This is a genomic window from Cedecea davisae, assembly GCF_044095835.1.
Classification (GTDB): Bacteria; Pseudomonadota; Gammaproteobacteria; order Enterobacterales; family Enterobacteriaceae; genus Cedecea; species Cedecea davisae.
Genome location: NZ_CP172054.1, coordinates 1,542,757 through 1,562,922, shown reverse-complemented (window position 1 = coordinate 1,562,922; position 20,166 = coordinate 1,542,757). Strand labels below are relative to the sequence as shown.

The 20,166-nt window shown below is 53.7% G+C and carries 18 protein-coding genes; 1 reads left to right on the top strand and 17 read right to left on the bottom strand.

Features of this window, described 5'->3' with window-relative positions; translation table 11 throughout:
• Positions 1 to 31: 31 nt before the first annotated feature.
• From cpsB to ACG1VR_RS07695, 14 genes are all read right to left on the bottom strand, one after another.
• Positions 32 to 1,474: a mannose-1-phosphate guanyltransferase gene (cpsB, locus tag ACG1VR_RS07760; protein WP_115586349.1), complete on the bottom strand. Its 1,443-nt coding sequence runs from the start codon at positions 1,472 to 1,474 to the stop codon at positions 32 to 34.
• Positions 1,471 to 2,712, bottom strand: a complete 1,242-nt coding sequence (wcaI, locus tag ACG1VR_RS07755) for a colanic acid biosynthesis fucosyltransferase WcaI (protein ID WP_395490610.1) — start codon at positions 2,710 to 2,712, stop codon at positions 1,471 to 1,473. The genes cpsB and wcaI overlap by 4 nt, the downstream gene beginning before the upstream one ends.
• The gene (locus ACG1VR_RS07750) at positions 2,709 to 3,188 is read right to left on the bottom strand and encodes a GDP-mannose mannosyl hydrolase (protein ID WP_395490609.1); all 480 of its coding nucleotides are present in this window, start codon (positions 3,186 to 3,188) and stop codon (positions 2,709 to 2,711) included. Before ACG1VR_RS07750 ends, wcaI begins: the two co-directional genes overlap by 4 nt.
• 2 nt (positions 3,189 to 3,190) lie before the next feature.
• Positions 3,191 to 4,156, bottom strand: a complete 966-nt coding sequence (locus ACG1VR_RS07745) for a GDP-L-fucose synthase family protein (RefSeq protein ID WP_395490608.1) — start codon at positions 4,154 to 4,156, stop codon at positions 3,191 to 3,193.
• Positions 4,157 to 4,158: 2 nt separating this feature from the next.
• A complete protein-coding gene (gene gmd, locus ACG1VR_RS07740) occupies positions 4,159 to 5,280 on the bottom strand; it encodes a GDP-mannose 4,6-dehydratase (RefSeq protein WP_172569500.1) in 1,122 nt (373 codons plus the stop codon).
• Positions 5,281 to 5,391: 111 nt separating this feature from the next.
• Complete coding sequence (gene wcaF, locus ACG1VR_RS07735) at positions 5,392 to 5,931, bottom strand: colanic acid biosynthesis acetyltransferase WcaF (RefSeq protein WP_016537239.1); 540 nt, start codon at positions 5,929 to 5,931, stop codon at positions 5,392 to 5,394.
• A 16-nt stretch (positions 5,932 to 5,947) separates the two neighbouring features.
• Entirely contained in the window at positions 5,948 to 6,700 is a 753-nt protein-coding gene (gene wcaE, locus ACG1VR_RS07730; RefSeq protein WP_395490607.1) for a colanic acid biosynthesis glycosyltransferase WcaE, read from the bottom strand.
• Entirely contained in the window at positions 6,700 to 7,932 is a 1,233-nt protein-coding gene (gene wcaD / locus ACG1VR_RS07725) for a colanic acid polymerase WcaD (protein ID WP_216376118.1), read from the bottom strand. The genes wcaE and wcaD overlap by 1 nt, the downstream gene beginning before the upstream one ends.
• Entirely contained in the window at positions 7,907 to 9,124 is a 1,218-nt protein-coding gene (locus tag ACG1VR_RS07720) for a glycosyltransferase (RefSeq protein ID WP_395490606.1), read from the bottom strand. The genes wcaD and ACG1VR_RS07720 overlap by 26 nt, the downstream gene beginning before the upstream one ends.
• Positions 9,121 to 9,606 (bottom strand): colanic acid biosynthesis acetyltransferase WcaB, encoded by a 486-nt coding sequence (gene wcaB, locus ACG1VR_RS07715; RefSeq protein WP_172569496.1) that lies wholly within the window; start codon positions 9,604 to 9,606, stop codon positions 9,121 to 9,123. The genes ACG1VR_RS07720 and wcaB overlap by 4 nt, the downstream gene beginning before the upstream one ends.
• Before the next feature lie 2 nt (positions 9,607 to 9,608).
• On the bottom strand, positions 9,609 to 10,457 hold the full coding sequence (gene wcaA / locus ACG1VR_RS07710; protein ID WP_172569495.1) for a colanic acid biosynthesis glycosyltransferase WcaA: 849 nt from the start codon (positions 10,455 to 10,457) through the stop codon (positions 9,609 to 9,611).
• A 10-nt stretch (positions 10,458 to 10,467) separates the two neighbouring features.
• Positions 10,468 to 12,636 (bottom strand): tyrosine-protein kinase Wzc, encoded by a 2,169-nt coding sequence (gene wzc / locus ACG1VR_RS07705; protein ID WP_395490605.1) that lies wholly within the window; start codon positions 12,634 to 12,636, stop codon positions 10,468 to 10,470.
• 2 nt (positions 12,637 to 12,638) lie between these two features.
• Positions 12,639 to 13,082 carry a low molecular weight protein-tyrosine-phosphatase Wzb gene (wzb, locus tag ACG1VR_RS07700; RefSeq protein WP_016537246.1) on the bottom strand — a complete coding sequence of 148 codons (444 nt, stop codon included), beginning with the start codon at positions 13,080 to 13,082 and terminating at the stop codon, positions 12,639 to 12,641.
• Between the two features lie 6 nt (positions 13,083 to 13,088).
• Positions 13,089 to 14,228, bottom strand: a complete 1,140-nt coding sequence (locus tag ACG1VR_RS07695) for a polysaccharide export protein (RefSeq protein WP_016537247.1) — start codon at positions 14,226 to 14,228, stop codon at positions 13,089 to 13,091.
• A gap of 723 nt (positions 14,229 to 14,951) precedes the next feature.
• Here ACG1VR_RS07695 and ACG1VR_RS07690 point away from each other — a divergent pair.
• Complete coding sequence (locus ACG1VR_RS07690) at positions 14,952 to 16,532, top strand: TerC family protein (RefSeq protein WP_172569493.1); 1,581 nt, start codon at positions 14,952 to 14,954, stop codon at positions 16,530 to 16,532.
• Between the two features lie 45 nt (positions 16,533 to 16,577).
• Here the strand turns inward: ACG1VR_RS07690 and asmA are convergent, their stop codons facing one another.
• The 3 genes from asmA to udk form a co-directional block, all read right to left on the bottom strand.
• Entirely contained in the window at positions 16,578 to 18,434 is a 1,857-nt protein-coding gene (asmA, locus tag ACG1VR_RS07685) for an outer membrane assembly protein AsmA (protein ID WP_395490604.1), read from the bottom strand.
• Between the two features lie 46 nt (positions 18,435 to 18,480).
• Entirely contained in the window at positions 18,481 to 19,062 is a 582-nt protein-coding gene (gene dcd / locus ACG1VR_RS07680; protein WP_016537250.1) for a dCTP deaminase, read from the bottom strand.
• Positions 19,063 to 19,187: 125 nt separating this feature from the next.
• Positions 19,188 to 19,829 carry a uridine kinase gene (udk, locus tag ACG1VR_RS07675; RefSeq protein ID WP_016537251.1) on the bottom strand — a complete coding sequence of 214 codons (642 nt, stop codon included), beginning with the start codon at positions 19,827 to 19,829 and terminating at the stop codon, positions 19,188 to 19,190.
• Positions 19,830 to 20,166 lie beyond the last annotated feature (337 nt).

Genomic DNA, 20,166 nt, shown 5'->3' with positions numbered 1-20,166 from the left:
AGGCCCGCGGAGAATTATGGGGATTTAAGGGTTAAATGCGCCCGTAGCGGTCCTGGAAACGGACGATATCGTCTTCTTCCAGATAGGTGCCGGAGCGGACCTCAATCAGGTCGAGGGGAATTTTCCCGGGGTTTTCCAGGCAATGCGTCATGCCGAGCGGAATGTAGATTGACTCGTTCTCGCCCAACAATTTCACTTCATCACCGAGGGTCACCTTCGCGGTGCCCGCCACCACAATCCAGTGCTCGGCGCGGTGGTGATGCATCTGGAGCGACAGCCCTTCTCCCGGCTTAACGGTGATGCGTTTCACCTGATAACGCTCGCCGGAATCAATAGAGTCATATTTGCCCCACGGGCGATACACTTCCCGGTGGTTGTGATGTTCATGGCGGCCGTCACCTTTGATTCGCTCGACCACTTTCTTCACGCTTTGAACGTGGTCGCGGTCGGCTATCAGCACCGCGTCTTTGGTCTGCACCACCACCAGATCTTTCACGCCTACGGTGGTCACCAGGCCGGACTCGGCATAGATATAGCTGTTTTCAGTCTCGTGGCTGATAACGTCGCCGTGATGCACATTGCCTTCAGAATTTTTGGTGCTGATTTCCCACAGCGATGACCAGGAGCCGACGTCGCTCCAGCCCGCATCCATCGGAACCACGACCGCATCGGCGGTTTTTTCCATAACCGCATAGTCGATGGACTCATCCGGGCAGTCCAGGAAGGCCTGCTCGTCAACGCGCACAAAATCAAGATCCGGGTCAACGCCTGCCATAGCCTTCTCGCAGGCGGCCAGGATATCCGGGCGGAATTTCGCCAGCTCTTCAAGATAGCGCCCGGCGCGGAACAGGAACATGCCGCTGTTCCAGTAATATTCACCGCTGGCGACATAGGCCTGTGCGGTGCACAGGTCCGGTTTTTCAACAAACTGGGCCACGCCAAAGGCCAGCGAATCAGCCCCGTTTTCCGGGCTGGCAACGCCGCCCCGGCGAATGTAGCCATAGCCCGTTTCCGGCAGATCGGGCACGATGCCAAAGGTCACCAACTTCCCCGCTTCGGCGTAAGGCATCGCACTGCGCACCGCATCGCGAAACGCATCTTCATTCTGAATAACGTGGTCTGCGGCAAGGATCAGCATCAGCGGATCCTGCTGCGGCTGATTACGCAAAGCGGCAAGAGCCGCCAGCGCGATGGCCGGAGCGGTATTGCGCCCGGCAGGCTCCAGCACGATATTTTCGGTTAACTTGTTCAGCTGGCGCAGCTGCTCGGCCACGATAAAGCGATGCTGCTCATTGCAAATCACCACCGGGCTTTCGCATTCCACCCCGTTCAGGCGATTAATGGTCGTTTGCAGCATGGTCAGTTCCCCTTTCAGGCAGAGGAACTGTTTCGGGTACAGCACGCGGGAGAGAGGCCAGAGGCGGCTGCCGTTACCGCCTGCCATAATTACCGGATAGAGTTGTGAGGTACTCATAAATTATCCCCGACTGTTTTTGAAGAGATGGCGGCAACAAATTGACTCAGCACGTTCTCTTTTTCGATCGTGCGTTCGGCATATTCACGCGCCACCGTGTTGTTTGCAGGAAGCTGCAGGCAGCGTTCAATCCCGTCTGCCAGCGCGTCCGCGGACTCAGGCTCAACGCAGACCGCAATTCCCGGATAGGCTTCGCAGAGCTGCCCCAGTTCGGTTTCCGGTTCAGCGGTAATCACCGCATTGCCGCCAACCGCCAGAATATTTGTCAGTTTTGAAGGCAGCACGGCGTCCGCCGCGCCGCGCCGCTGGATAACCAGATGGCAATCGGCCAGGCCAAGCAGCGCCGGTAGCGCCTCATAAGATTGAAGCGGGTGGAACACCACGTTATTCAGCCCGTGCACATAAACCAGCTTTTCGAGACGCTCTTTGCCGCCGCCCTGCCCGACAATCACGAAAAGGTACGGCATTTCGGCGAACTTGCCCGCAACTTCAATCAGCGTTTCCAGCCCCTGCTTCTCGCCGATATTGCCGGAGTAGAGAATGATTTTTTTATCTTCCGGCAGATTCAGGCTGGCGCGTAAAGCTCGCAGCTGTTCTGGCTCCACGCCGCGAAAACGCGCAACTTCCGACCAGTTCGGGAAGAAAATAACCCGCTGCGGATCGACACCCTTTTCGACGGCTTTGTTCATCATCGAGCGGGAGATAGTGGAGACGTTATCCACGTTATGCAGGCCGCTCTGTTCGAAACGCTGCGCGAGGCGAGCGATTTTGCCGGGCGTTTTGCCCGCCATTCCCAGCCCAAGCATCGCGTCCACTTCATAATCCTGAATATGCAACAGCGTGCGTGCGCCGCTGAGTTTTGCCAGCAGGCGCATACCCGGTACGCAAAACAGCGTAGGCACCACGCCGATAATGCGGTCCGGCTTCCAGCGGCGCTGCGCCAGGAGCGGGAACAAAGAGCTAAACGCGAAGCTACCGAGATGGATAAGGCGCTTCAGCGTAGAAGGCTGCTTCGGCACATAGAGCGGGCAGCGCCAGACGGTCGCTCTGCCCTGCTCTTTTTTGTATTTCCATGCCGAGTAGTCCGGGTGAACTTTCCATTCCGGATAATAGGGAGGCGCGGTTATCACCCGCACCTCGTGGCCCTGGCTGGTCATCCACTCCACCATTTCACCGGTGTACTTGCCGATGCCGGTCAGTTCGGGTGAATAGTTAATGCCGTAGACCAGAATTTTCATAAGCCCGGTACCTTCCCTTTGCCCTGCTTAATGAAGTAAGCGCGGCTGTTATCGTGCACATCTTCGCGCTTGAGCAACGCTTCCGGCGTCAGCCAGCAGTAAGCTTTATGCTGCTCACCCGGCAGGCTTAGCTGCTTGTCATCCACCCGCAGGCGGAAGCCCAGCACGATGTAGTGGGTTGAAAAATCCTTGCTGGAAAAGTTATCGCCGTAGAAGTGCTGCCAGACGCCGTAAAACTCCCCGTCCGCAAGCGGGAAGGATGTGCCCAGCTCCGCCTCAGTCAGGCGAATAAAGGCATTAGCCAGGGTTTCATCCTTCTGTACACGTCCGCCGGGCACGAACCAAAAGCCCTTTGCAGGGCGATTGGTGCGCAGGCCAAGCAGGAATTCTCCGGCCTGGTTTTCGACGATAAGATCGATGGAGATAAGCGGCGTAGAGCTGACTACGGTGGCAAAATCTTCAGCGCTCAGAAACATGCTTACCCCCGGAACCGCTGCTGGTTTTCGAGGAACCACTGATAAGTGCTGGCGAGGCCGGCCTCCAGTGAAATCTCGTGATACCAGCCGAGGCGATGCAGGCGGGAAACATCCAGCAATTTGCGCGGCGTGCCGTCGGGCTTGCTGGCGTCGAACACCACGCGACCACGGTAGCCGGTCACTTTTGCAATGGTCTGTGCCAGTTCCCGAATGGTGCAGTCGATGCCGGTGCCGACGTTGATGTGCGACAGCATCGGTTCGGTATTCTCCTGCCACACTTCCTGGTCCAGCTCCATTACGTGAATACTTGCCGCCGCCATATCGTCAACGTGCAGGAATTCGCGCATCGGCGTGCCGCTGCCCCAGACAACCACATCCGGCGCGTTATCCTGCGTGGCTTCGTGGAAGCGGCGCATCAGCGCCGGAATAACGTGCGAGTTGCTCGGGTGGAAGTTGTCGTTCGGCCCGTACAGATTGGTCGGCATCACCGAGCGATAGTCGCGGCCATACTGACGGTTATAGGACTCGCAGAGCTTGATCCCGGCAATTTTGGCTATCGCGTATGGCTCGTTAGTCGCCTCAAGCGTGCCCTGCAGCAACTCGCTTTCAGCCATAGGCTGCTGCGCCATCTTCGGATAAATACAGGACGAACCGAGGAACAACAGCTTGTTCACGCCGTGCGTATGTGCGGCATGAATAATGTTGCTCTCAATCATCATGTTCTCGTAGATGAACTCCGCCGGATAAGTGTTGTTGGCAACAATACCCCCCACTTTTGCCGCCGCAAGATACACCTGGTCGATTTTCTCACCGGCAAAAAAGGCGTTCACCGCTGCGCTGTCCAGCAGGTTCAGTTCGTCACGCCCGCGCAGTACCAGCTCCACGTCATCACGCTGCCCAAGCTGGCGTTCGATGGCCGAGCCCACCATTCCCCGGTGGCCGGCAACAAAGATACGTTTTTTATTCATGCTCAGGACTCCAGCGCGATGGCTACCTCGTACCCGTGGGACTTCAGCAGAGAGTGTTTCTTCGCCGCTTCCAGATCTTTGGCTACCATTTCGCCGACCATTTCCTGAAGCGTAATTTCCGGTTTCCAGCCCAGGGTTTCGTGCGCTTTGGTCGGGTCGCCCAGCAGGGTTTCTACTTCGGCAGGACGGAAGTAACGCGGGTCAACGGAGATGATAACGTCGCCAGGTTTTACGCCCGGTGCGTCGTGGCCGGTAACGGAAACCACAATGCCTTTCTCTTCCACGCCCTGGCCTTCAAAGCGCAGCTTAATGCCGAGCTGAGCGGCGGCCATTTCCACAAACTGGCGAACGGAATACTGTACGCCGGTGGCAATAACGAAATCTTCCGGCTTGTCCTGTTGCAGCATCATCCACTGCATTTTCACGTAGTCTTTGGCGTGGCCCCAGTCGCGCAGCGAGTCCATGTTGCCGAGGTACAGGCACTTCTCCAGACCCTGAGCAATGTTGGCGATAGCGCGGGTGATTTTACGGGTCACGAAGGTTTCGCCGCGGCGCGGGGACTCGTGGTTAAAGAGAATGCCGTTGCAGGCGTACATACCGTAGGATTCGCGGTAGTTTACGGTTATCCAGTAAGCGTAAAGTTTGGCAACCGCGTAAGGAGAGCGAGGGTAGAAAGGCGTGGTCTCTTTCTGCGGGATCTCTTGCACCAGGCCGTACAGCTCGGAGGTAGAAGCCTGATAGAAGCGAGTTTTCTTTTCCAGGCCAAGGAAGCGGATAGCCTCCAGCAGGCGCAGAGTGCCCATCGCATCAACGTCAGCGGTATACTCCGGCGATTCAAACGAAACCGCTACGTGACTCATGGCGCCGAGGTTATACACTTCATCCGGCTTCACTTCAGACAGAATGCGGGTCAGGTTGGACGTGTCGGTCAGGTCACCGTAGTGCAGGTGGAACTTAGGGTTGCCCGCATGCGGGTCCTGATAAATGTGGTCAACACGCTCGGTATTGAAAGAAGAGGCGCGACGCTTGATACCGTGAACTTCATAGCCTTTTTCCAGCAGGAATTCCGCCAGGTAAGAGCCGTCTTGTCCGGTGACACCCGTGATGAGAGCTACTTTAGTCATGATAATTTATCCTCTATGAACATTTTTATTGGCCCTTACCCCTCACCCCATCCCCCTCCCCGATGGAGAGAGGGCGAGAACCGCTAATGAGTAGAGCGAGGGTGAAAATAATTACGCGCGTTCGCGTATTTTTACTGCCGGGTTACCCCGGCAAATGGCATTCGCCGGTAATGATTTATAAACGCTGCTACGTGCCCCAACTACACAACCATCACCGATGGTTACGCCAGGAGAAACAAATACATCTGTCGCCAGCCAGCATTTTTCCCCAATCACAATTGGCGCCTGAGTAATATCAAAATGCTTACTCATATAATCGTGGCTGCCGGTGCACAAATAACACTTCTGCGATACGACCGAATTAGCCCCGACAACAATTTCGCCGAGGGTATAAAGCACTGCGTCATCGCCTACCCAGGCATGATCGCCAAGTGTTAATTTCCACGGATAGGTAATTTTAACCGATGGACGAATAACAACTTTCTTGCCCACCTTCGCGCCAAACAGACGTAATAAAAATGCACGCCAGGGATATAAAACCTGCGGCGACCAGGCAAATAATGTTGCCTGAACGGCCCACCACAATTGCACTTTAATGCCACCAGCGCCGCGAAACCCCCTCGGCACGCTGAAGCCGCTTAATTCCTGCATAATGATCCCCGTGCGCTCAGGCTTTGTTATAAAGCGCCTTGGCTTTACCGGTGGTTCTCAACCGCAGTTGAAAAGAAAGCTCCGCAATAAACCCCGGCACTCGTAATATTTTGCGCTGTACTTTTTTTGCATCACGACACAGCTCAATATTATTGGAGGTAGATACGCCGCCCATTGAAAACTCAGACACCAGCCCTTTAATGCGTTTAAATGCATAACCACTTTTATACATTTTTGCTGCCAGAGCGTAATCGGAAGAGACTTTATATTGCAGATCGTAAGGATGTTTACGCAGCCCGGAGAGCGGAAAAAATATCGCCTGATGGCTGGCAGGCAGGCTGTGGTAGATATACCAGCCGCGCTTGGCGCTGCGGCGAGTTTTGTTGCCGTCGCCGAAGTCCAGCAGCGCATCGCCGATGACCATCGCGTTATCTCGCTCACCAAGCACCACAACCTGTTGAATAACTTCGGTGATTTCTGGGTGGAAGGCATCTCCGGAATTAAGGAATAAAGCATAACGCCCGCGCGCCATCGCGATGCCTTTATTCATGGCATCATAAATACCGTTATCTTTTTCGCTAACAAAGCGCAGGTTGTACTGGCCGTTCAGGCTGCCAAGAAATTCTGCGGTGCCGTCCGGCGAATTGCCATCGACGACAATCCACTCAAATTCAACGCCTTTTGCCTGAGCTAAATGAGCCAGAGACTGCCAGGTTTTCACCACGCCGTCATAATTACGCCATGCGACTGTAATAACACTTAATAACATTATTGCGCACCTCCTGGCAGCGTCGAATTAATTGCCTTGCGCAAAATAAATGGGCAAACAATTAAGAAAGCATATTCCGGACTAAAAATTGAGCCGGTAAAAAACAAGGATACAGGCATAAACAGCCAAAGCTGAACCCGATAATTCTCATTATTACCGAAAGCATTACGCATCATTTTCAAAACGCGCCACATATAACCGGCGGTCATCAATACTGCAAACCATGAGAAATAAATAATCAGCAGATAAAGACCATTGTCCACGGTTTTACCCACGTCCGCACCGTTAAATATTCCGAATGATGCGACATATTCATAAAGTGAGCCAAAACGTACCACGCCATCAACGTTGGCCAGGGAATAACCTACCATCGCCAGCGGACCTATTATACGATAATAGGAAGATGATCCTTCGGTCCCCAAATCGCCGACTCGCGTCGCGATATAAGGAAATGCAAACACCAGCCCGATTAAAAAAACCGCCAAAGAAATAATTGCTAACGGCAACTTCTTTTTAATGGCGCTTTTATTAAGGTATTGGAACGCCCACTCCAGCAAATAAAACAGAATAAAAGTCATTACGCCGGAGAAAGATCCTGAAAGGATTATCCCTAAAAGAATCATAACATCAGTTTTCGGCGTTTTGATACCAAACTGTTTGATGCTGAGCCAAATTGAGATTAATGCCAGGGCGAAGAATGCCGGCTCAAAATAGAGAGCGGTAGTTCGCCGCCCGCCAAAGCTAATAAAGTTGAGTACATAGCTGTTGCTGTAGATAAGAAACTTCGAGATTTTCTCAATCAGGGTGCTGCCGCCGGTAAGAATAATCTGCGCCATTTCGGCAGCGGCGAGGGTGACGATAATCCCCACCACACAGTAAAAGAAACGCAGGATTTTTCGGTGGTTACGCTGCGAAATGGTTTTAAAACGGCAACTCCACGTCATGCCGAGGATAAGCACGATGTAGACAAACAGCATCATCGAAGTCACGTATTTAGCGGCATCAAGCGACTGACCAAAGATGTAGTTAAACGCCGTCAACCCTGCCCCTACTCCCAACGCAATCATTAACTTCTTCAGATTAATGCGCTCGATGTATAAAAACAGGATAGCGGGCAGAAACGTCACGATGGTGATGGGAAAGCTCTCCCCGAGAGAGGCCAGCTTGATGTTCACCACCAGATAGATGAACGGCAGCAGCAGATAGCTACAGACCCTGATAGAACGAGACATATTCCTCCAGCATCTGTTTTCCACTGTAGGCCTGGCGACTCGCTTCGCGGAAGGTGGCTAAATCGGTGGCAAATATCTGCCGGGCAAGCTGAGCTTTTTTGAGCTGAACCAGGGCAGAAACCCGATCGGAAGTAAAGGTTTTTCCGCCTACTTTTCGCAGCACTTCGTCCGCGGCTTCACTGCGGGTTGCCACTACCGGCACGCCGATGGACAGCGCTTCACAGAGGATCAGCGGGTAGTTGTCCACCCTGGAGCTGAACACCAGACTGTCCATGGTATTCAGCTCGCTCATCAATGCCCGTTTGTCGGTCATATAGCCGTGATTAATCACGTTATTGCCGCTAAACGGAGAGAACTTGCCGAAGGTATGCAGCTCAATTTTATCGCCGAGTGCCATCAGTTCCTGCACCAGCTTTTGGTCTGTTTTGCCGTCGTAGCGAAGGTCATGGGCAACAATCGCTACCCGCGGTTTCGCGGTACTGGCCGAATTTTCAGGCAATTCCGCCAGAATAGCTTCGGTCGCTACGTCGATGCCGTTATTGATGATTTTGCAGCACCCTGCCCCGTACAGCTGGTTAAAAGCTTCGGCAACATGCTGGCTCGGGGAAATAAACTGGCAGCCAAGCGCCAGCATTTCACGAAACAGCTGGCGCTTGCCGTCTACCATCTGGTGAGCCTTATCGACCTTCACCGGCGGGTAGTTGTTCAGCGTCGGGCATTTTGTGCAGCCGGTTTTCCAACCTTCGCAGCCGTCAAGAAACGCACAGCGGCCGGTAATACTCCAGTGGTCGTGCAGCGTCCAGACGAAGGTCACGTCCGGCTTGTTTGCCTTTACCCGCTGGCAGAAAGAAACCATCTCATCGAGATTCAGCCAGTAGCTGTGTACGACGTGGAAGTGTAGAACCACCGGCTGCTGGCTGCGGATAACGCTTCGGTAAAGCTTATTGAGGTTGCCGAACGGGTCGCGATTTAAAAAGCGAAACAGCGCGATATTGGCGATAGAAACCAGGCGGGGCGTGTGCTTCACCACATCCGGGTAGATATCGTGGCTGGCGCTTTTTTTACCGCCCTTGCCGTAGCCATAAATAAAACGCGAAGATAATCCCGCAAGGCGCGCGCGCTGATGCAAGTCCAGCGCTACGCCAGCAGCTCCGCCTTCGGCCAGCCGCACGTTAAATTGCATAATGTTCATTTGATGACCTTCACCCGTGCTTTTTCACCGACTACCAGCGCATTGTCCGGCACGCTGTCCAGCACCACGCTGCCCGCCCCTATCGCCACGTTATTACCAATGGTGATATCGCCAACGATAACGACATTGGCACCCAGCTCAACGCCGTTACCGATGACCGGGCAGGCCAGGCTTTTGCCGCGGTTGCCAATCGTTACGCCGTGACGGATGGTTAAATCATCCCCGGCAACCACGAATTTATTGATAACCACCGCGTAGCCATGATGAATAGTAAAACGGCGGCCAATCGTGGCTCCGGCCTGGATCTCGTAGCCAAACAGGCATTCGGTAACGAAGCGATAAAAAAGTATCGCTGGCGCAGCCCACAGGTTGTTGATGACGTGTTTTTTGCGCCACACCGAGCAGAAATGGGCGACGCGATAGGCCAGCACCATGCAGCAGGGCCGCAGGCTCCAGCTATTAGCTCGTAAGTCTTCCAGCACGCTTATTTCCCCCGCAGGCTGTCGGCCAGACGCTTGGTATTACGCACGGTCAGCAGCGCCAGCAAAGTACGCATCGACATGCGCTTATTACGAATCTGGTAAAGGGTGTAGAGCTGGTATTTCTTACTGGCGCGGTCGAACTTGTCCTTGTGCTTGCGGTAGAAGTGGAAATAACCGGAAAACTTCTTCGGCGATTGGGTTATCTGCATTTCCCCGTGGTTCACATGCAGGATTTGCGTGGCCTCTTCCAGCTTCCACGGCTGGCCGTACTCGACCACCATACGCAGGAAAATATCGTAATCCTGAGCCGCCTTTAACGTCGTATCGAACAGGCAGTTTTTAAAGCGTTCAGCGTAGGTAAACACCTGATTACCAATAATATTACGCTTATAAAACAGCTTCAGAGAGTAAGGCGACTTCGGATACAGCGGCAAACTACCCGGCTGGGAATAAACCTGCCCCTGACACAGATAATCGTTGGCATACAGGAAGGCATGCGTGACCAGCTGATGCTGATGAGAGAGGAAAGTAGACAGCCGGTTGGGCGTCCACTCGTCGTCGTCGTCAATACCGGTGACAAACCGCCCCTGCGCCAGCCCGATAGCCTGGTTGCGCACCGAACAGGCACCGCTATTAACGTCGTTATGGATGTAACGCACGCGCGGGTCGCCAAGCTCCTCAACAAACTGCTGAAGCTGTTGAAAATTAGCCGAGCAGTCGTCGACGATAATCATTTCCCAGTGAGTATAATCCTGACGCAATACCGACTTAATGGCGCGAATGGCCAACTGCTGCCGGTTCCACGTAGGCATATAAATAGAGATAAGCGGGCAGTCTGCGCTGCTGTTCATGGTCATCACCTTATTTAGCGTCCGACTTATATTCATATTCGTAGTAACCGTAATCCTGGTAACCGGTTGCTCTGCGGAAGATCGAGTTAAGGATCACGCCGCGAACCGTAATACCGTTTTGCTCGAAGCGCCCAACGCTGGTCTCAACCTCTTTGAGCGTGTTCACGGCGTAACGAGCCACCATCAGCGTGGTGCCCGCGTGGCGACCGATAATTGCTGCGTCCGTTACGGCAAGGATTGGCGGGGTATCTATCAGTACCAGGTCGTAGTTCTCGCTTGCCCATTTCACCAGCTGAGCAAACCGTTCGTTCATCAGCAGCTCTGAAGGGTTAGCGGGCACCTGCCCACGCGGGATCAGGTCGAAGTTCGGCACCGAGGTTTTCTGCGCGCAACGGCTAATATCGCCCTGCCCGGAAAGCACGTCTGACAGACCGTTGGCGTTTGTCGTTCCCAGCAGTTCATGGGTGTAGCCTTTACGCATATCGCAGTCCATCAGCAGCACACGCTTGTTGGTCTGGCTGATGACCGCCGCAAGGTTGGCACAGACGAACGTTTTACCGATTGACGGGCTGACGCCGGTGAGCATCAGGACGTTGTTAGGCGCCTGCATCATGGCAAAGTGAAGGCTGGTTCGCAGGCTACGGATAGCCTCGATGGCAAGGTCGGTTGGATTACCCACCGCCAGCAGTTGACTCTGTTTATGGCGCTTAGCCCCTTTGACGTTGCGCACATTGGCGTGGTCACGAGTTTTCTGCCATTCGGAAAGCGGGATGCTGGCGTAAACGCTGAGGCCAGCCTCTTCCAGCGTCGTCGGGCTTTCGATGCCGCCGTTGAACAGCGAACGCAGCAGCACGCCGATAATCGAAACAATCAGGCCAAGAATAATGCTGCCCAGCACCACCAGTGCTCTCTGTGGCTTAACAATGCCCGGCTGGGTAATCGCCGGGTCAACGATACGTACATCGCCTACGGTGCTGGCCTCGGTAATTTTCAGCTCCTGCTGCTTATTCAGCAGCTGCATGTAAACCTGCTGGCCGGACTCCACGTCGCGGGTCAGGCGCACAATTTCCTGCTGGGTTTTTGGCATCGCGGTAACGCGATTGTTCAGGCGGGCTTTCTCGTCTTCCAGCGTCTTGCGTTTTTCCAACAAGGTGCGGTAAGCCGGGTGCGCTTTGGTATACAGCTTGGAGATTTCTGCTTCCCGGAAGGTCAACTCGTTCAACTGGGAGTCGATGTTAACCATGGTATCGAGTACCGACTTCGCTTCCAGAGAAAGATCTACCGAGTCCTGCTGCTGGCGATAAGCATTAAGCTTGTTTTCTGCGGCATCCAGATTGTGGCGAACCTCGGGCAGCTGTTCAGCGAGGAACTTCAGGCTTTTCGCCGCTTCTTCCGATTTGCGCTGGACGTTCTGCGCAAGGTAATTACGGGTGATGCTGTCGAGGATAGCGCGGATCTGGTCTTTATCTTCCCCGGTGTAAGAAAGGCTAAGTACGCCGGTATCTTTGCCGTTTTCAGTTACCGTCAGGTTCCCCAGCAGCTGGTTTACCATCCCGAGCGTGGAATATTTCACCACCGTAAAGCTGTCGCCCGGGCGAGCCTGGATGCCATCCACTTTCATGGTGACGCCGTTTTTACTCAGCGTCTGCCCCACTTCACCTTTGGCGCTAAAACCATTATCGCTGGTGAGCTGATATTGCTTCCCGTTAAGAACTTCGACGGTGAAGGTATCTTTATTCATTCCCGACGGCAGGTTGAAGGTCGTCACGTTGACCGTATCGTTCTGATGCCCGTGAAGCCGATCCCAGCCGGCCCCAAACAACCAGAAGGTGTTTTTAGTCACCGAAATATCCAGGTTCAGGTCATCAACCGTCTTGCCAAGGACCAGGCGGGACTGAATCAACTGTATTTCCGCAGCCGAGGCAGGTGGTTTATTGCTGAGTGCGGAACTGATGTCGTTGACCAGTGTATTACCCGCGTTTTGTTCAATTTGCACCAGCGCATCGGCTTTATAAACCGGGGTGGCGAACAGGGCGTAAACTATCGCCAGCGCGGCAAAAAGGCCGGTAATGCCGATAACCCACCAGCGAGCCTCCAGCACGGTGCCCAGTAAACGGCCGATATCAATTTCATCATTGCCCTCGGTCGGGGCGCTCGAACGGCGTGCTTTGTCTGTCATTGTTATCCCTGATGAGCTTTAAGTGCGTTAGCCCACTTCTGGGCAGAAAGGTCGAGCATGCTATAGACCGCTTCGAAAGCATCGCGGCTCTTGCGGTACGGATCGGGAATTTCCCGCTCTGCATCCCAGTGACCAAAGAGCATCACTTTGCCGCGCATCTCCGGCGCTATTTCACATAGCGCGGTGATATGGCGTTTTTCCATCGCCAGAATCAGGTCCTGCTCCCGGCACAGCCGCCCGCTAACCTGGCGGGCAAGGTGCCCTTCCAGCGACAAGTTATGCCGCCCCGCCACCTCAACCGCGCCGATATCGGCCCCTTTGCCTACTAATGCCCCCAGCCCCGCAGAGCTGACGCTAAGCCCCGGCTGATACTGTTTCAGCAGCCGTTCAGCCGTAGGGGAACGGCAAATGTTCCCCACGCAAACTACAAGTATTTTGTTGAACATAGCGGGTTACCAGGTGTGAATATCTTTGGCGGTATCCGTCATGTAGCGAACGCCGCTGATGGTTGGCAGAAGCTGGTTGATCAGGCGATTCCAGCGGGTTACCGGCGCGGTGGTGACATAAACAACGTCATAAGGCTGTAGCTGGAATTCGGTACCCATCACCAGCGAAGTCGCGTCGGACATATCAAGCTGGTAGATACTGGCAATCTTGCCGTTTTGCTGGTTTTTGCCTTTGAGCGGGCGAATAACGAAGACGCCGCTGGCATTTGAGGAGGTAAGGTCGATACCTTCGGCCTGGCCCAGCGCCTCGGTCAGCGTCATGCCGCTGAAGTCCATTCTCAAGGTGGTTTGTTTTTTCACTTCACCCATCACGAACACTTTCAGGTCGTCATTGCGCGGCACAAACAGAATATCGCTCGGGTAGAGCAGATGGTTCTGGCTAAGGTCGCCGTTTTGCATCAGCGCCTGGAGCGAAATACGTTTTTCCTGTCCGTTATGGGTCAGAACGACATTGCGCCAGTCCGCAGCATCCGTCAGGCCACCGGCGGCATTTATCGCATCAAGAATAGTCAGCGGAACGTTGGTGATCGGTTGCTGCCCTGATTTATTGACCTGCCCGGAAACGTAGGCTTTTTGGGAGCGGAAGGCGGCAATATTAACGTCTACCTGAGGTTCGGCGATGTACTGCGCAAGGCGGCGGGTAATATCGCTGCGAATTTCTGCCAATGTTTTTCCGGTGACGCTGATTTTGCCCACGTACGGATAGAACATCGTGCCGTCGGACTGTACCCAGTTGCCGGTATCGCTGGAACTGCGGTACTGACCGGCGGGGGTGGTTAATTCCGGGTGATCCCAGACCGTGACGCTTAACACGTCTCCCGGGCCGACCCGATACTGATAATTGGCAATCTCTTTATCCAGCTCTACATTTGGCTGGGCAACGGCCGGGCGCGTCCTCAGCTGTTCAACCAAGCGTGGAGTCAGCGGATAAACATTCACCATTCGGTCAAGATCGAAGTCCGCATCCTGTTGTTTGATGACGTCTTTTCCCGAGCTGGACATATTGCTGCCCGGAAATACCGTACAGCCGCTCATCAGGGTTACCGACACCAATAAAGGCATCAACTTAAGTTTGTATTTTATCATTGAGTATTTATCACTATGGCTGAGTAATTATCCTGAGCGAATAAAGCAAGCAATTAGCCGAGAGAATGAAGTACAGAATTGAACATATTCGAGGAGCGAGATAACTGGCATTATTCCTAAAGTCAGTATATTTTCCGGCACTCCGATGACTCCATGACCTGCTTTTATTTGGCCGCATCCGGGCACGCTACCGCCCCTGGCTCACAGTCACCAACCTACTGAAAAGTTAAACAATATTAATTGATTGACGCGTTGAAATATCCATAAAGATATTCAATTCTAACAATCAGAGCTTATAGAAACGCTGAGGCGAACCATTAACCAATGTATAAAAAATACATCTATTGCTAATCATCGATAAAGATTGTTGCAGCTTAAATCCGTGCAGGCAAGGAGACAAAAGGCCGCAACCGGACTTTTAAGAATAATATGAACCGCCCAATAATAACCTTTTAGGAATTTCTTTATATTGACAATAAAATAATCAGACAAACAACCCTAACCTATACAGATATATCTCATAGCCTATCAACGCCAATTAAAATAAATGAATACAAAGCCCAATTAATTACCCACATTAATTAACGGGAAGTTGTTGGTATTAGTCTGAGAAAAAATATAAGCCATTACGGATTAATCTCAGTCGGGCGTTGCTTTTTGTCACACGATTATCCATCATTTCACTGTGGCATTTGCCACAGGTCAAAAGGTTGTAAACCCCGTATGGAATGGATTGCCGACCCTTCAATTTGGGCCGGGTTAGTTACCCTGGTCGTTCTCGAACTGGTTCTTGGCATTGATAATTTAGTGTTCATTGCCATCCTTGCCGAAAAACTCCCTGCCAAGCTGCGCGACCGCGCCCGCGTCACCGGCCTGCTGCTGGCGATGGTGATGCGCCTGCTGCTGCTGGCCTCTATTTCGTGGCTGGTCACCCTTACCCGCCCGCTGTTCAGCATTCAGTCGTTCAGCTTTAGCGCCCGGGATTTAATCATGCTGCTGGGCGGTCTGTTCCTGCTGTTTAAAGCGACGATGGAGCTTAATGAACGCCTCGAGGGTAAGGACTCAGAGCACCACGCGCAAAAGCGCGGGGCTAAATTCTGGCCGGTAGTCGCCCAGATAGTGATTCTTGATGCGGTTTTCTCTCTTGATTCCGTAGTCACCGCCGTGGGCATGGTCGATCATCTGGCGGTGATGATGGCCGCCGTGGTTATCGCTATCTGCCTGATGGTGCTGGCAAGCAAATCCCTGACACGCTTCGTTAACAGCCACCCGACTATTGTTATCCTCTGCCTCAGCTTCCTGCTGATGATTGGTTTTAGCCTCGTGGCGGACGGCTTTGGCTACCAAATCCCCAAAGGCTATCTCTACGCAGCGATAGGCTTCTCGGTGATGATTGAATCCCTGAACCAGCTGGCTATATTCAACCGTCGGCGCTTTCTTTCCGCCAACCAGTCATTGCGCGAGCGCACCGCCGAAGCGGTATTGCGGCTGCTAAACGGTAAGAAGGAAGAAGCCGAGCTTGATGCGCAAACCGCCTCGCTGATAGCCGACGGCAGTCCGTTTGACGAAGTGTTTAATCCTCAGGAAACGCGGATGATTGAACGCGTGCTGCACCTTAACCAGCGCAGCGTCAGCAGCATTATGACTTCCCGCCATGACGTGGAATATCTGAATATTGCCGCCCCTCAGGAACAGCTTCTTGAGCTGCTGGACAAAAACCAGCATACGCGCATCGTCGTCACCGATGAGGGGGACGAAATTCTTGGCGTTGTGCACGTTATTGACCTGCTGCACCAGTCGCTTCACGGCGAAACGCTGGACATTGCCCCACTGATTCGCCAGCCGCTGGTGTTCCCGGAAGCGCTGCCTTTACTTCAGGCGCTGGAGCAGTTCCGCACCGCACGTACCCACTTCGCTTTTGTGGTGGATGAATTTGGTTCGGTCGAAGGCGTGGTGACGCTTAGCGACGTGATGGAAACCATTGCCGGGAACCTGCCAAACGAAATCGAAGAGATTGATGCCCGCCACGATATTCAGAAAAACCCGGACGGCAGCTGGACCGCCAACGGCCACATGCCGCTCGAAGATCTGGTGCAGTATATTGCGCTGCCCCTCGACGAAAAACGTGAATATCACACCATCGCTGGGCTGCTGATGGAGCACCTGCAGCATATTCCTGCTCAGGGTGAGAGCGTTGAGGTCGGTAATTATCGGCTAAAAACGCTGGAGGTGAAAAATCACCGCGTCAATAAAGTGCAGATAGAAACGCTGCTAGCGGATGATGCGCTGGATTATGAAGTATAAAAAAACCCGGCGATTTGCCGGGTTTTGTTTGCATCTGCCAGAACGCTAAAGCTTTTTAAGCAGCTGCTTCGCATCCTTCGCATTATCGCTATCTTTATGCTTATCCAGCCAGTCATTGAGGCGGCGTTTGGCTTCATCCTGAAGCTGTTTACGCAGCACCTGATCGACCTGCAGGGTGTAATTCAGCTCCTGCCACGGGCCGTATACACGTAGAGGAATCGGGGTCGTTTTCAGGACTTCAATCAGCTTGCTGTCGCTTCCCTGCCAGCCGCCATTTACTTTGATGGCAAAATTGGTGTCGCAAGTTTCTTTCACCAGATCCATCGTTCCCTGCCCGGTTAGTGACAGCACATTGGACTCGCCGACCATGTTATTCAGCGCCAGTGCACCGTTATCCAGCGAGGCCTGCGTGGTGAAATGGTTAAGCTCGGTGACGTTTTCACTGCTCTGCTGAGCATCCACACCTGAATTACTGCGGCTCACCGCCTGCTGAATCAGCTGCTGGAAGTTCATGCCCTGAAGCCGGGAATGCGCCAGCTCAAGCTGAGCATCGCCCTGCCAGCTGCTGCGGAAAGCTTCGGCGTTAAGATGATCGCCGGAGAATTCACCGCTCATGGAGAACTGGCCGCTTAACGCTATCGGATAGTCGAAGGCGGTCAGAATACTGGCAATTTCAATGTTCTTAACCTGCGGCTGGAAGCTGAGTTTCGGCTGCGCGCCGCTGGCATCAAGCACGCCGGGCAGCGAGAGCGTGCCCTGCCCCAGTTTACCGTTGAGCTGGCTAATGGTCAGTATGCCGTCCTGGTTAGCCAGCGCCGAATGAACATCGCTAAACGCCAGCCCGCGCCAGCGCACCGCGTCAGCCGTGATATTCACCCCGGCATTAAAATCACGCAGGTCGCGGTAATCGGATTCCCCCGCTTCCTGGGCAATCACCGGGCTGGGCCGGTTTTGCGCCGCCGCCTGCTGAGCCTGTTGATTTGCACCATTGCCCGCAGCAGAGGAGGAATTTACTACCAGCTTGTCGAGGTTTAGCAGGAGAGAGTGCAGATTCACCTTCCACTCCGGCTTATCCTGCATCAGAACGCTGGCATCTCCCTGCAAATCGCTGTCGTTGGCGGTTATCTGGAGCTGACTCAGGGAAAGCTGGTTATTTTCGCTGCGCCATCCCAGCTGCAACGAACCCGCGCCGCTAATGCCCGAAGGCGGAAGAGCAGCCCCCTGTAACTGGTAGTTAAGTTGGCTAAGGTTGGCGGTAATCTGTTGCGGGTAATCGCTGACGTTAACATCGGCGGTCAGCGACAGCGTCAAATCACGCTGGTCGCGGGTGATTCGGCTGCTGAAATCAACATGCGCCTGCCGCTTATCGTCCTGCTCCATTTGCAGGTTAATATTGCGAACGGTCACCTGCTCGTCGCTGCCGCGCTGGAATACCAGAACGCTGTCGACGACTTTCAGTCTGGAAACATCAAACGACCAGCCGCGCGTGGCATCCGGCTCGCTGATGGTTCCCTTCGGCACTACCGGCGCATTTTTTGCGCGCTGGGCCTCTGCTTCAGGGGTCAGTTGAATCACCGCGCCCTTAAGCATCACCTGGCGCACCTGTAGCTGGTGGGAAAGCAGCGGAATTAACGCCACGTCAAGGCGCATATTGTCGGCGCTGACCACTGGCTGGCTGGCGCCCGGTGCGGTTAACGACATGCGGCCGGATAAAATACTGAGCTGCGGCCAGACGTGCCAGCGCAGCGGCCCGTCGAGCTGAAGGTTGTAGCCGCTGCGGGCTTCAACCTGACGCACCATATAACCACGAAAGTCGTTGGGGTTAACCATCAACACCAGTGAGGTCAGGCCTGCCACCAGCACGACCAGCAGAATCATCAACGTGGTTAAAAGTCGTCTCATAACATTCTCCATTTTACCCGCCAGTTTGCGGGTAAAGGACGGCGATTTAGTCTTTATCGATACGGCTTGCTACCGCGCCCTGCTGGTCGCGATATTTGGCGTCCTGGCGGCGGTTATAAGGGCGAGCGGCCGGGCCGGAGAGCGGCTCAAAACTGAGAGCGCCAATCATCATGCCCGGGCGCAAGGCCAGCGGCAGTTTGCCTGAATTGTAGAATTCGAGCACGATGCAGCCATGCCAGCCGGGATCGATACGGTGCGCGGTTACGTGAACCATCAGGCCGAGGCGAGCTAACGACGAGCGTCCATCGAGCCAGCCCACTAAGTCGTCCGGCAGGGTGACCGACTCAAGCGTGACCGCCAGCGCCAGTTCGCCGGGATGCAGAAAGAACGCATCCCCTTCTTTTAGCACAATCTCGTCGCTCATTACGCGCTCGAGCGCAGCGCTAACTTCATCTTTTGGGCCACTGAGATCGATAAAGGCAGCCGTGTGGCCGCTGAAGGTGCGGAATTTATTGCCCAGGCGGACATCCACCGTTGCGCCATTAATGCGTTCAATCGGCGGGCGTGGCGTAATTGCTAAACGGCCGTCATCCAGCCAGGCTTCGATATCACGATCGCAAAGACGCATCGCAAATTCTCCTTATCAATCTCAGTTTTACCCACACTGCCACAGAGCGGCTTCGATAGCCACCGGGCGTTCAGCATGGGGTTCAACATAAAGGCGAGCGGCTTACGCTCGCTCGCGGACGGTCATCATTCAAAGAACTGACTGATTTTGGCTTTCAGAATATCAATAGCAATGCGGTTTTTACCCCCGCGAGGCACGATGATATCGGCGTACTGTTTAGAAGGTTCGATAAACTGCAGGAACATTGGACGAACCGTCTTCTGGTACTGCGCCATCACCGAGTCCATTGAACGACCGCGCTCGTTAACATCTCGCTTCATGCGGCGCATCAGGCAGATGTCCAGCGGAGTATCAACGAAAATAGAGAAGTTCATTTCCTGGCGCAGACGGGCATCTGTCAGCAGCAAAATGCCTTCAAGAATAATAACTTTCTTTGGCACCAGGTGAATCGTCTGGTCGGTACGGGTGTGCTCGACATAGCTGTACACCGGCAGTTCAATAGCCTTGCCTGACTTCAGCGTTTGCAGATGCTGAAACAGCAGGTTATGGTCCATTGCGCTGGGGTGGTCGTAGTTGGTTTTTACACGTTCTTCCATCGACAGATGGCTTTGATCTTTGTAATAACTGTCTTCCGGAATGACACCAATGTGTTCATCGCCGACTTGCTCGCGCAGTTCACGATACAGCGTGCTGGCAATGAGGCTTTTCCCTGAAGCCGATGCGCCGGCTATCCCGATGATGACGCATTGATGAGACTGATCGGTCATATTATTTACGGCCTGAATACTAAAAGTGATGGAAGGACGACGCGGAGGGCGTCAAACGCGGCAATTATAGGGACAACCGCCGTTTGATACCAGCCTCTTACCCGCCGCATTCGCTAATTTACCCGCCTTGCTCAACAGAAAGTTGCGGTGTAATCGCCTCATGGAGGCGTAAAGCGGTCAGTTAGAGTGGAATTATTTAATTACGTGATTTGACTACGCAATTTCTGACGCTCTGTAGGTAAATTCTGACAGCCGAGCATAGGAATTGTAAAACGTTTGTACTAGCATAAACCGATTCTTTATTTATATGCATCCGGGCGTTGCTCCTGGCGGCAGT

Excerpts from the sequence above, each read along its gene's own strand:
- cpsB (WP_115586349.1), bottom strand. The coding sequence starts at position 1,474 with ATGAGTACCTCACAACTCTATCCGGTAATTATGGCAGGCGGTAACGGC.
- wcaI (WP_395490610.1), bottom strand. The coding sequence starts at position 2,712 with ATGAAAATTCTGGTCTACGGCATTAACTATTCACCCGAACTGACCGGC.
- ACG1VR_RS07750 (WP_395490609.1), bottom strand. The coding sequence starts at position 3,188 with ATGTTTCTGAGCGCTGAAGATTTTGCCACCGTAGTCAGCTCTACGCCG.
- ACG1VR_RS07745 (WP_395490608.1), bottom strand. The coding sequence starts at position 4,156 with ATGAATAAAAAACGTATCTTTGTTGCCGGCCACCGGGGAATGGTGGGC.
- gmd (WP_172569500.1), bottom strand. The coding sequence starts at position 5,280 with ATGACTAAAGTAGCTCTCATCACGGGTGTCACCGGACAAGACGGCTCT.
- wcaF (WP_016537239.1), bottom strand. The coding sequence starts at position 5,931 with ATGCAGGAATTAAGCGGCTTCAGCGTGCCGAGGGGGTTTCGCGGCGCT.
- wcaE (WP_395490607.1), bottom strand. The coding sequence starts at position 6,700 with ATGTTATTAAGTGTTATTACAGTCGCATGGCGTAATTATGACGGCGTG.
- wcaD (WP_216376118.1), bottom strand. The coding sequence starts at position 7,932 with ATGTCTCGTTCTATCAGGGTCTGTAGCTATCTGCTGCTGCCGTTCATC.
- ACG1VR_RS07720 (WP_395490606.1), bottom strand. The coding sequence starts at position 9,124 with ATGAACATTATGCAATTTAACGTGCGGCTGGCCGAAGGCGGAGCTGCT.
- wcaA (WP_172569495.1), bottom strand. The coding sequence starts at position 10,457 with ATGAACAGCAGCGCAGACTGCCCGCTTATCTCTATTTATATGCCTACG.
- wzc (WP_395490605.1), bottom strand. The coding sequence starts at position 12,636 with ATGACAGACAAAGCACGCCGTTCGAGCGCCCCGACCGAGGGCAATGAT.
- wzb (WP_016537246.1), bottom strand. The coding sequence starts at position 13,082 with ATGTTCAACAAAATACTTGTAGTTTGCGTGGGGAACATTTGCCGTTCC.
- ACG1VR_RS07695 (WP_016537247.1), bottom strand. The coding sequence starts at position 14,228 with ATGATAAAATACAAACTTAAGTTGATGCCTTTATTGGTGTCGGTAACC.
- ACG1VR_RS07690 (WP_172569493.1), top strand. The coding sequence starts at position 14,952 with ATGGAATGGATTGCCGACCCTTCAATTTGGGCCGGGTTAGTTACCCTG.
- asmA (WP_395490604.1), bottom strand. The coding sequence starts at position 18,434 with ATGAGACGACTTTTAACCACGTTGATGATTCTGCTGGTCGTGCTGGTG.
- dcd (WP_016537250.1), bottom strand. The coding sequence starts at position 19,062 with ATGCGTCTTTGCGATCGTGATATCGAAGCCTGGCTGGATGACGGCCGT.
- udk (WP_016537251.1), bottom strand. The coding sequence starts at position 19,829 with ATGACCGATCAGTCTCATCAATGCGTCATCATCGGGATAGCCGGCGCA.